The organism is Verrucomicrobiia bacterium (genome assembly GCA_035765895.1).
Taxonomy (GTDB): domain Bacteria; phylum Verrucomicrobiota; class Verrucomicrobiia; order Limisphaerales; family DSYF01; genus DSYF01.
This window is the reverse complement of sequence record DASTWL010000033.1, coordinates 54024-65791: the sequence shown is the minus strand read 5'-3', so window position 1 is coordinate 65791 and position 11768 is coordinate 54024. Positions and strand designations below refer to the sequence as shown.

Here is an 11768-nt window from a genome sequence, read left to right as displayed (position 1 = left end):
GAAGCACCCACCGACTCCCCCAGAAAAATCACTCCGCCACGTTGCCAACCTGAACTCCGCCGGGAGTTTTCACACGGGCTCGCGCATGATTAGCCGACGTGAATCTCATACAACATCCTGTCCCGAAAAGCTGCCAAGAAAACTCAACGCTCCCCAATCTGCCGGTGCGTCACTACACCGAAGGTAGTAACACACGAGCGCGGAGTTCGCCATCGAGAGGTCGCGAGCTGAGGCTGCCGATACGGCACTCTCAACGAAAGTGTCCGAGCCGGAAAAGCCATTGAGCAAATCCCGAACTGCAACTGGATCATGCTCAAATCCAACCTCACAAATCGAGGCAATGTCGGTATTCAATGCCAAAGCCGGAGTCACACTCTTGTCCACGCAACGGTCGAAATCGTCCTCGCTGCGAAACGTGCCTATCCAAACTGAAACTGTCCGCTCGGCTGGATATGTGATTTTCATGGCGCGAAGTCGGCTAACGCCAGAACTTAGCGACGCGGGCGGCCAGTGGCGTGCGAATTGGAAACTGACGCGGCCCGCCCGCGTTCGGTCCAGTGATCTGGTTCAGCTCAGTTTTCATGGGCCTGTCTCCTCGTCTCGTCGTCAACATACTCGTCGAGTTGAAGAACCGTAAGCACTGGCATGAGCGTGTTCCTACTGGCTTCGTAGAAAATCTCAAATGCCATCTTGCTCTGGGGAACGCACTTCATCACCTCCGCAAGTGGGATGGCGTAAAGCAGGTAATTCTGAAATATCAGCACACCCAAGCATACAAAATACGCGAGCGGCGCCGGCCCTTTGAAATACGCGTAGCCGAGCAACGAGATGCCACCGCAAACAAAAAGCACAGTCCATCCGGTGGGAAGCCGCGTGCTGAAGAAGGTCTTGGTCCATCCCCATAGAAACACAGCGGGTATGGCCAGGAGAACGCCAGCAAGCCCCAGCCACCAAAAGCCAACAATGGCCGATGCAACCACTAGCAGCGGATCAAGAATAAATACAACCGCTCTTGTCACGTAACACGAGAGATGAACCGAACACCCCGTCCGCTCCTTAAAAAGCTGAGGCGAAACCCGCAGGAAGAGGTTTTTCGCGCCAGCCGTCTGGTAATTGATTCGTTTCCTCCCACACTCGACGTCCTGCATGATCCGTTGGTATTCGGTGTCAGTCATTGTAGGGTTGTTGCCGAACTTCCAGCAGTTTATCCCGCAGTCCGCCGGGAGCAAGCGTCGCATGTTGTGGGCGGTGGGGCGGGATACACTGCCGTTGAACTGAGCCGCGGAACCCGCGAGGTCCTTACTGGGGAAAGTGTTTCCGTGCCGGCCCTGATCCGGGGCGTGCGGTCTTTCTTCGGCTTCGGCAGGAACGGTTGGGCCATGGTCGGGGACACGCTGAACGTGCTGGCGTGAGGCGTGGGGCGGGCTTTCGCCTTGGCGCAGGGCGTTGCGGGCGGTGCGGGACAACACCTCGTCCGCCCGCGCAGCCAGGCGCGTTGAACCGGGCGTGGTTGTGAAACGGAAGGCCGGGGCTTTGGGGCTGTCCACCCTGAATTTTGAGCCCATCCGGGTGGCCTGATAATATCTTCGAGGCTGCCGGCGGACGGCTCCCTGCCGGTGCGCACCCGGCTCGCCCTCGTCCTTATTCGCCCGCTTGCTCCGCGAGGGCGGCTCGCGCAGATTGGCGGCGCCATGCCGCGTGAAAGTCATGCCGCCCGCGCCGCCCGCACCCAGCGAATCATCGCGGCGTTGCAACGCGCCTACCCGGACGCGCATTGCGAGTTGAACTTTACCAACCCGCTCGAGTTGCTGGTGGCCACCATTCTGTCCGCCCAATGCACCGATAAACAGGTGAACCTTGTCACGGCCGAGTTGTTCCGGAAGTATCGCACCGCGGCGGATTTCGCGCAGGCAACACAGGCGCAGTTGGAAAGCGACCTCCGGCGCCTGGGCTTTTTTCGCAACAAGGCGAAGAACATCCGGGCGTGCTGCACCAAATTGCTGGAACTGCACGGGGGCGAGGTGCCACGCACGATGGCGGCGCTGACCCATCTCGACGGCGTGGGACGCAAGACGGCCAATGTGGTGCTGGGCAATGCGTTTGGCATCAACGATGGCGTGGTGGTGGACACGCACGTCACGCGCCTGGCGCAGCGGCTCGGGCTCACCCGCGAAACGAATCCGGAAAAGATCGAACAGGATTTGCTGGCGTTGGTGCCGCGCGCGGACTGGACCCTGTTCAGCCACTGGCTGATCTGGCACGGGCGGCGCCGTTGTTCCGCGCGCAAGCCGGATTGTGCGGGCTGTGAAATTGTCGGGCTGTGTCCCAGCGCAGGAAAGTGTCAACGGTGAGAGAACATTCCGCATCCAACAACCAACGCACCACGACCGCCGCGCCCGGGATGGCGCCGGAGGTGGCGCCCGCCATGCCCGGCTGCCCGCACTGGCTGTTCTTCAACTCCGGGGCCTGTGAGCCGGCGTTCAACATGGCGCTGGACGAGGCGCTGCTGCTGGAGGCCTCGCAACTGGCGGTCCCCGTGCTGCGCTTTTATGGCTGGAGCCAGCCGGCGGCGAGCTTTGGTTACTTTCAACACTACGCCGAGATTGAGCGGACCACGCGGTTGCGTCCATTGGTGCGCCGGCCGACCGGCGGCGGGCTGGTGCCGCACGATGCGGATTGGACCTACAGCCTCGTCTTTCCGCCGGGGCATGAGTGGTATTCGCTGGCGGCGGTGGAAAGTTATCAGCGCGCGCACGAATGGGTGCGGAACGCCTTCCGCCGTGTCGGGGTAACCAGTGAACTGGCCTCGTGCTGCCGCAAATCCGCACCCGGCCAGTGCTTTGTGGGCTATGAAAAATTCGACGTGCTATGGGAAGGGCGCAAGATTGCGGGCGCGGCCCAGCGCCGGACCAAAACGGGCTTGCTGATCCAGGGCTCCGTGCAGCCGCCGCCGTTGAAACTGGCCAAGGCGGACTGGCAGGCGGCGATGTGCATCACGGCCATCGGCCAGTATTGTGCCGGCTGGCAGGAGCTGGTCGTGGCGGGTGCGTTGCTCGCCCGCGCCGAACAGCTGGAGGAAACCAAATACGCCCGCGCGGATTACAATCAGAAGCGCTGACCGGGGGAGTTTTGAGACGAGTTGTGAAATTAGTGTTTGTTGCCTGGGTGCTCGGGGTGATGGCCGGCTCCACGCCGGCGGCCGTGCTGTTGAATGAGCCATTCGATTACGCCGATGGTTCACTCGTCACGGTGAGCGACGGCGCCTGGCAGACGTTCAGCGGAACCGCCGGGCAAATCACGGTCGCCGCCGGGCGGGCGAGTTTGAATCTGGCGGATGGCGAGGATGTGCAGGCGCTGTTGTCGCCGCCACCGGCAACCGGCGTGGTGTGCGCGGGCTTCACCCTCCGTTTCAGCACGCTGCCCCCGGGTGGTGGCAGTTACTTTGCGCTGTTCAAGGACACGGGAACGAGCAGTGGCTTTCGGGCCCGTGTCTGGGCGCTGACGAACGGTGCGGCGGGCGGAAAATTCCGGGTGGGACTTTCCTCCACGGCTGCCGGTCTCAATGCCACGTATCCGGCGGATCTCAGTTTGAACACCGACTACCGTGTCGTGGTGCGGTTGACCAACGCCACGGGCACGGCAACGCTCTGGCTGAATCCCGTCGCGGAATCCGATCCCTCCATCACCACGACCGAAAGCGTGGCCAGCAGCACGGTGACCGTGTTTGCGCTGCGGCAAGGCGGGGACAAGGGGCTGTTGACGGTGGACAATCTGCTGGTGGGGGAATCATTTGCCGAGGTGGTTTCCACCAATGCGCCGCCGTCGGAACCGCCGTTGCCCACGCCGGCGTTTTCCGTGCTGACTTACAACACGCACGGGAATTCGGCCGCCGATTGGAGCACGAATGCCGAGCAGGTTCAAGCCATCGGCCGGCAGGTGATGTATCTCGATCCCGACATCATCACGTTTCAGGAAATTCCCATGACCAACGCGGGTTGGGCGAAGCTGCCGGAATTTGTGGCCGCCTTCCGTCCGGGGTTTCAACTCGCGACAAATTCCAGCGATGACGGCTACATCCGCAGCGCCATCCTCAGCCGTTTTCCCATCAACCGCTCGCAAAGCTGGCTCCACTGGACGGACCTCAAGCCGTTTGGTTACACCAACACCTCATCATCCCTCGCGGACAATTTCACGCGCGACTTGTTCGAGGCCGAAATCGCCGTGCCCGGTTTTGAAAGGCCGTTGCATGTGTTCACCGCGCATTTGAAATCGGGCGACACCTCATCCGATGCGGCGGCGAAACGCGCGGCGGAGGCGGCCGCCATTTCCAACTACCTGGCCCAGGTCTTTTTACCGGCTCATCCGGATGACCCGTATCTGTTGACCGGCGACATGAATGAAGACATTGCGCGCCCGGCCACGGGCAGTCAGCAGCCGATTCAGCGGCTGGCGAACGATGTCACCGGTCTGTGGCTCACGTCACCGGTGAATCCCGTCACGGCCAGCGAGCTCACCTTTTCCATTCAGGCCGGCGGCGGGCCGTCGAAACGGTATGATTACATCCTGCCGTGTGGCTTGTTGTTTTCCAATTACGCCGGGGGCAAGGTGTTTCGCAGCGACCTGCTCACCAACCCGCCGGGGCCGTTGCTCGCCGATGACGATGTGACGGCCTCCGATCATCTGCCCGTGCTCCTGCGATTTGCCAATCCCTACGCGCAGCCCTTCCGGTTGCTGGCGGCGGCGGTGGACGCCGGGCAGGTGGCTTTGCGTTGGGAATCCCACAGCAACCGCGTTTATGGCGTGGAAGCGTCCGGCGATTTGAAATCGTGGACGACACTTGCCACCAACCTCGTCGCCAGCGGCACCAACCTGACCTTTGTGACCAACGCCGGCTTCGGGCCGCAATTCTTCCGGGTTTACCGGGAGCCTTAGCCGGAACGATTCAGTCGGTTGGGGAGCGCGCCCGTCTCGGGCGCAGTGGGCTGCATCCTCGCGGCCCACACGTGAAGCAGCGGCAGGCCACGCCGTTTGGGATGTCCATCGCACGTCTTGAGCCAGCGGCGGGACGCCGTTGGTTGCGACCGAGCCGGTCGCGCTCCCCCTTTTTTCAACTGAATCGTTCCGGCTTGGAGCGGTTCAATAAAAGCTGTAGCCTTCTTTACACGGCGACCGCAACGGCGGGGCGCGGGCTTCAGCCCGCTTCAATGCGCCTTTGCCTGGCGATGCGGATGCGGCGTGAACGCCGCGCTCCGGCTGCAGTTTCTTTGGAAATGCTCGAGAGCGTTTTCACAAATACTGTAGCCATTTGGAGCGCCGGTATGGGACGGGCTTTGAACTTCCCATCCACATAAGCCGACTACAAGTCGGCGCTCCGGTGTAAACCCCAGCCAGAGCCTCCCTCCACATGGGCTACACTTTAAGGTGAACCGCTCGAGCTTAACGTTTCAACCGGTAAAACTGCATCGAGCCACTGATGGGTTCGGCGATCAGGTTGGAACCGCCGTTGGTGACCGGCGTCGTCAACACATCCGCCCACGTCACGTTGGGGTCGAGGGTGTGTTTGTATTGCAGCGTGTAGTTGGACAGCGCCGTGGGCCAGGCGAGCAGCACCACGCCCGGCGTGTAGGGCGCAATCGACAACAGCCGCGGTGGTTCGACGTATGTGGTGGTCACCGTAGGTGTGTAGGAGGGCAGCGGCCCGCTATAAGCCGTGGTCAGGTTGGTCAGCACCACGGCGGCGGTGTTGGGGGTGGCGACAATCGTCAATGTGCCGGTCGCATCCACCGCAAGGGTGCCAAGGTTTGCGACCGTGACGTTCGACGTGGTTACGCCCGCGCTGGCGGACACAAACGAAACGCCCGGCGGCAGCACGTTCGTGACCGTCACGGCACTGGCATTCGGGCCGAGATTTTTCACCTGGATCGCATAGGTCAGGTTCTCACCGACCATGACCGGATCCGGAGAGTCGGCGACCGTGACCAGCAGCCCCGCGTAATCGAGGAAAAACGTGCTCGAACTGGTGTCGCTGCCGGCGGGTGCCACCACCGTGATGGGGCCGGTCACCGCGTTGGTGGGCACGCGGACCACGATTTGTCCGTTGTTGACGGAGACGATCGGGGCGTTGGTCGTCCCGCCGCCGTCCGCTTGAAACTGGACCGCTGTGGTGCCCAGAAAACTGGCGCCGGAAATGGTCACGTTCGTGCCCGGCAGACCGTGCAGCGGATTGATGCCGGAGATGAGGGGTGCGGCGTAAAAGTTCGAGCTGGCAATCGACGATGAACTGGCCGTGCCGCCGGGCGCGGTGACCGAGATGGGCCCGGTGACGAAGCCGGCCGGCACCACTGCGCTCAAGGTGTTGTTGTTCGTCACGAAAAACGCGGCCGCGGGGGTGCCGTTGAATTGCACAGCGCTGGCGTCCGTGAAGTTGGTGCCGGTGATCTTGATGGTGGTGCCCGGGGCGCTGTTGGACGGGGCAAAGCCAGTGATGCGCGGCGGCAGATAAAACAAGGCCGGGCTTGTCCCGGTTCCGTCGGTGGTCGTCACCGTGATCGGGCCGGTGGTGGCGCCGTTGGGGACGACGGCGGTGAGCTGGCCGAAGGAAACGCCGGTGGGTGCGGCGGCCGTCACGCCGTTGAATTTCACCGTGGGCGTGCCGACGTTAAAGTTGGCGCCGGAGATGGTGACGCTGGTTCCCACCGGTCCAAAAGCGGGCGCAAAGCCGGTGACCGTCGGGAGCACGACGAAGTTGCTGGTGGTGATGGCCGAGCCGGCCGGTGTGTTGACCCGGACCGGACCGGTGGTGGCATTGGCGGGGACGGTGGCTTGAATGACGGTGTTGCTCAGAACGGAAAAGCTGGCGGCGTCCACGCCGTTGAAGCGCACGGCGGTTGTCCCCACAAAATTGGTTCCACGGACCAGGACATTGGTGCCCGCCCGCCCGCTGGCGGGAGAAAAGCTGGTAATCACCGGAGGCACAAAAAAATTGCTCACCGTTGTCCAGGTTCCGGCCGTCGTCGTCACGGAAATGGGACCCGTCGTGACTCCGGCCGGGACCGTGACCGTGAATTGGTCGGGAGCCGCAGTCGAGGCGCCGGGCACCGTCACCCCATTGAACTTTACCGTCAGGGGATTTGAAAAATGCGCGCCGAAAATCGTTACGGAAGCGCCGGCGTTGCCAATCGCCGGTGAAAAGCCGCTAACGAACGGTCCGGAGCCGATCACGGTGAAATCGTCCGCACTGTTCACCCCGACGCCGGCGACGGAAACGAAAATGGGTCCGGCGCCCAGCGGCGCGCCCGCCGGGACATGCGCTTGAATGGTCGTGGTCGAGGTCGCGCCGGCCGTGGGATCCTGGACCCCGTTGAATTTGACGACCACCGTTCCGGGAGCAAAGCCGGTGCCGGTAATGGTGATGTTGCCGGGATCGGTGGACGAGCCAAAGGTCGGACTGAACGAACTGATGGTCGGGGCGGCCAGCACGCCGGATCCGACGCAGCAGCTCAATCCGGCAAGCCCCGCCAGAGCCTTGCGAAAAATGGAGTAAAAAATGTGCATGAGCGGCGCCATTCTCGTGCGAAACGACCGAAATTCAATGCTAACTGTGGGGAATGTGCATTGCCGGGCACGTCACCCGAAGGCTACTCTCTGTCCGCATGGTGCGTCTGGTTCTTTTCGACATCGACGGCACGCTTGTTCACACGGGCGGCGCCGGCGTGAGGGCGTTCGCCAAAGTCTTCGCCTCCGAATTTGGCGCGCGCGACGGTGTCGAACGCATGAAATTCGCCGGGCGGACGGATGTGAGCCTCGTGCGCGAATTTTTCAACCTGCACGGCATCCCGGCGACGAGTGCCAACTTCGAGCGCTTTTTCGAGCGTTACGTCCACTGGCTGGATTACATCCTCGCGCGGAGCGAAAGCGCCGAATGCCCGGGCGTGCGTGCCTTCATTCACGATCTGCATGCGCAACCCGAACCGCCGCTGCTGGGCCTGCTCACGGGCAACATCCGGCTGGGGGCCGAAATCAAGCTCCGGCATTTCGGCTTGTGGGATTTTTTTGTGACCGGCGGTTTTGCCGACGATGACGAGGACCGGGACAAAATTGCGGCGGCCGCGAAGCTGCGCGGCAGCCGGGTGCTCGGCCGGGAATTGCGGGGCAATGAGATCGTGGTGGTGGGCGACACCCCGCTGGACATCCGGTGCGGCCGGGCCATCGGTGCGAAAGTCCTGGCGGTTGCCACGGGCGGCGCGCGTTACGAGGAACTGAAGGCACACCAGCCGGATTGGGTCACACAGGACTTGCGCGCATTGCGGGCCGCGGAGGTCTGTCGCGGCATTTAAGCCGCCGCCGCGCACCCCCGGGTTTGGTTTGTTCCGGCCGATGTCAGTTTCTTCCCGATCAGTGCCGGTGTGGCCGCCCACTGGCGCACGCGCAGCAACCGCCGCCCCCGCCGCCGCCCCCGTTGCCGCAGGCAGAGGGTTCACTGGCGCCGGCTGAACTGGAGGCAAAGGTGGAGAACTTTTTCTCCAGCTTGGTCGAGCCGCAATGCGGGCATTTGGTTCCCTGCCAGTCGCTGGAGCGCACCAGGATTTCGCTGTCGTGCTCGCACTTCGCGCAATGAAACTCGTAAATCGGCATGCCCGCAGTTTAGCCGGATGGCCGCAAAGCTCAAGCGGGCTCAGGCACACACTCTTGAGAACCAAGTTATCCGACACGGGGATCATCTATACCCAACATGGCGAGCCATAAGTTATCATCACTGGAAATTTGATGTTGACCAGTTGATGCAGCTCTCCTAACAACGGCTAGAATTCCCAAGTAGGCAAGGAGACAAGAAAATTCATGCAACCGAGAATATTTTTAAGCGAGCCGATCGGGCGCCATACGGTCGCAATTGCGTTTTTGCTGACATTTCAGGGCAATCAGTTGCTTCACGGGCAGAATGCTCCATTGGCATACACCTCGCCGGCTTGGGTTAACAGTTTGACAAACATTCACCTGAATGGATTTGTCCTGCCCAATGGCCTCGACACCAGCGCCTGGTTCGAGTGGGGCACAAATGGTGATTTTTACGCGACAAGCCCGGCAATTTTAGTTCCTTCAAACGGGGCGTTGACCCGGGTCACCATGGCGGTCGACGCCCCAGTGCCTGGTCGAGCTTATGATGTGCGGATCGTGGCCAGCAATGCAACTGCGGTGGCGCGTGGGGCGGTCACTCGATTTACGCCGCAGTCGGAATTAAGGCTGGCGTGGGGCTCAGCGTTCGATCGCAGGCTTACCTATGCGATTCACCAGCCCGTTGGTTCAGCAGTTTGCGCCAGCGGCCAAACCCTCGCAGTGAAGTTGGATGGTGGCGTTGCCGCGTGGGGGGGATCATCGACCCTCACCAATGTTCCCACGGCTGCCACCAACGTCGTGTCCGTTGCAGCCGGAATCAATAACAATGCTGTGCTGCGCGCCGATGGAAGTGTTTTGGTGTGGGGCGACAACGCCTCCGGTCAAACCAATGTGCCGGTGGATTTAACCAATGCCGTCGCCATCTCCTTCGGCGTGGATCATTGTCTCGCTTTGCGTTCCGATGGAACGGTGGTGGCATGGGGCGGGACCAACTTTAACGAGTCTGTGGTCCCGAGTGGCCTGAGCAACGTTGTTGCCGTTGCGGCCGGCAAAATGCATTCCGCTGCATTGGACATCCATGGCAAGGTGCGGGCATGGGGGGCATGGACCTACACCAACGTGCCGAACGACTGGACCAACATTGTGAGTATTGCGTGCGATCCATCCGCCACCTTTGCCCTGCGAAACGACGGAACTGTTGCGGCCTTCCCCGGAGGCGCGCTGGGGGGTGGATTCACAAATCTGGTTCAGATTGCCGCGAACGCGTCGGGCGGTGGAATTGCAGGGGTTAGACAAGACCAGACGCTCGCTTACTCCGGAGCGCTGCCGCCGTTTTCGCAGACCAATGGAGTTGTTTCGGTCGCCGTTGGCTCCGGCGCTGTCTTTGGACTTGCTCTCGTGCCCGCTCGACTCGGCAAGCCCGGCACGCTGAGTCCCATGCAAGTAAGACCCAACTCGGCGGTTCTGGTCGGGATGGTTTCGCCAAATCAGCTGCCCACGTCGGCTTGGTTTGAATGGGGCACGAATGCGCAACTGGGGCAGGTCACTCCCCATGTGGATTTGAACACAACCGACGGCGTGGCTTGGTTTACCAATGAGATAACGGGTTTGGAGGATGGCGGCACCTACCTATACCGGTTGGCGAGCAGCAATCAGCTCGGTCTGCAATTTGGATCACTTCAACGATTCACCACCGGCGGCAAACTCAGTGCGTGGGGATTGAGCAGCGCCCTGGCGAAGACGCCGACTGGCTTGGATCATGTCGTCTCCGCCGACAGTGGAAGAGACCACACCATTGCACTCCTCAATGACGGGACCGTGCGCTGCTGGGGGGCGAATTTTTCCGGGCAGACCAACGTCCCCGTCAACCTGACCAACGTGGTGGCCGTCAGCGCAGGATGGCAGCATTGTCTTGCGCTGAAAGCCGATGGGACGGTCACTGCCTGGGGGTGGAATGGGGGAGGCCAGACAAATGTGCCCGTCGGACTGAGTAATGTTGCAGCCATTGCCGCCGGGGGATGGCATTCGGCAGCGTTAACCCGAAGTGGTGACGTTGTGGTCTGGGGTGGAAATGCTGGATATGGCGGGAGTGCTCTGAGGTCGCCCCCCGCAGATGCTTACAACCTGGTTGGCATCGCCACTTCGGGGGACCACATGGTTGCGCTGCGCAACAGTGGCGAGGTATTCGCTTGGGGCGCCAACCTGCACGGCGAGTTGAACATCCCAGCAGCGGTTTCGAATTCGTTTGGCATCGCTGCTCCCGTGTGGGATTGCGTGGCTTTAAACTCACAGGGCAGTCCTAATATTTGGGGGTGGAATATTGCCGGGCAGACCAATCCACCGGCGGGACTCAGCAATCTGGTGAGTGTGGTTGGGGGTTGGTTCCACCTCCTGGCGTTGACGGCCGATGGACAAATCGTGGCTTGGGGGACGAATTGTGCCACCGCGAGCGAACGTGCGACTTCGTTGGGAACGACTTATACGAATGGACCAGTCACCCTGCCCTCCGGACTGACCAATGTTGCGGCAATTGGAGCCGGAGATTGGTCCAGCCTTGCCATTGGTCCAAACTTGCCGCCCATGGCAGGCGATTTGGTGGTAACAGGATTCGTAAACTCGGATCTCATCATCACGCTTCCCAGTCCGGCGGATTATAATGGCGACAGCTTTACCTTCCGGTGTGAATCGCTGCCCGAGGGCGGCTCTCTGTATCAATTCAACAACGGCAGTCCCGGCGCGCTGTTAAACCTGAACGATGCGATTTCAGATCCGGCCGGCCGCTTTGTTTTCAGACCCGCAAGCCAGCAACTCGGGATGCCTCTTACCTCCTTCACATACGTTGCGAATGACGGAACCGACGACTCGTTGCCGGCCCACGTCACGGTTCACATCGTCCTGCCGGCTGCGCCGGTCATTGATGCAAGCAGCGCTCATTTCGTTTCAGCATCACCCGATACGGGATTCGCGTTTCGGTTTGCCGGATCGAGCAATGCATCTTACTCCGTATGGAGTTCGACCAACCTCATGGATTGGGAATTTTTGGGAAGCGGGGTCACGACCAGCAACCAGTTCTATGAATTTCTGGATTCACAGGCGAAAACGTTGCCGCGACGCTTCTATCAAATCAGGTCGCCCTGATTTGTTTCGGGAACTGC

9 protein-coding genes are annotated in these 11768 nt (G+C 61.3%); 5 read left to right on the top strand and 4 right to left on the bottom strand.

What is annotated here, in order from left to right; all coding sequences use genetic code 11:
- Window positions 1–105: 105 nt before the first annotated feature.
- Window positions 106–465 (bottom strand): hypothetical protein, encoded by a 360-nt coding sequence (locus VFV96_06755; GenBank protein ID HEU5070095.1) that lies wholly within the window; start codon window positions 463–465, stop codon window positions 106–108.
- A 107-nt stretch (window positions 466–572) separates the two neighbouring features.
- Window positions 573–1547, bottom strand: coding sequence for a hypothetical protein (locus VFV96_06750; protein ID HEU5070094.1), 975 nt, complete (start codon window positions 1545–1547; stop codon window positions 573–575).
- A gap of 144 nt (window positions 1548–1691) precedes the next feature.
- Between VFV96_06750 and nth the strand changes: the two genes are divergently transcribed.
- From nth to VFV96_06735, 3 genes are read left to right on the top strand one after another with little or no spacing between them, the layout of a single operon-like run.
- Window positions 1692–2351 carry an endonuclease III gene (gene nth / locus VFV96_06745; protein ID HEU5070093.1) on the top strand — a complete coding sequence of 220 codons (660 nt, stop codon included), beginning with the start codon at window positions 1692–1694 and terminating at the stop codon, window positions 2349–2351.
- Window positions 2348–3118, top strand: a complete 771-nt coding sequence (locus VFV96_06740; GenBank protein HEU5070092.1) for a hypothetical protein — start codon at window positions 2348–2350, stop codon at window positions 3116–3118. Before nth ends, VFV96_06740 begins: the two co-directional genes overlap by 4 nt.
- Before the next feature lie 23 nt (window positions 3119–3141).
- On the top strand, window positions 3142–4932 hold the full coding sequence (locus VFV96_06735) for an endonuclease/exonuclease/phosphatase family protein (protein HEU5070091.1): 1791 nt from the start codon (window positions 3142–3144) through the stop codon (window positions 4930–4932).
- Window positions 4933–5436: 504 nt separating this feature from the next.
- Here VFV96_06735 and VFV96_06730 read toward each other — a convergent pair.
- A complete protein-coding gene (locus VFV96_06730) occupies window positions 5437–7554 on the bottom strand; it encodes an IPT/TIG domain-containing protein (protein ID HEU5070090.1) in 2118 nt (705 codons plus the stop codon).
- Between the two features lie 98 nt (window positions 7555–7652).
- On the opposite strand from VFV96_06730, the gene VFV96_06725 reads away from it, so the two are divergent.
- A complete protein-coding gene (locus VFV96_06725; GenBank protein ID HEU5070089.1) occupies window positions 7653–8336 on the top strand; it encodes an HAD family hydrolase in 684 nt (227 codons plus the stop codon).
- Window positions 8337–8394: 58 nt separating this feature from the next.
- Here VFV96_06725 and VFV96_06720 read toward each other — a convergent pair whose 3' ends face one another.
- Window positions 8395–8634, bottom strand: a complete 240-nt coding sequence (locus VFV96_06720) for a zinc ribbon domain-containing protein (GenBank protein ID HEU5070088.1) — start codon at window positions 8632–8634, stop codon at window positions 8395–8397.
- 204 nt (window positions 8635–8838) lie between these two features.
- Here VFV96_06720 and VFV96_06715 point away from each other — a divergent pair, with 204 nt between their 5' ends.
- The gene (locus VFV96_06715; protein HEU5070087.1) at window positions 8839–11751 is read left to right on the top strand and encodes a hypothetical protein; all 2913 of its coding nucleotides are present in this window, start codon (window positions 8839–8841) and stop codon (window positions 11749–11751) included.
- Window positions 11752–11768: the final 17 nt, after the last annotated feature.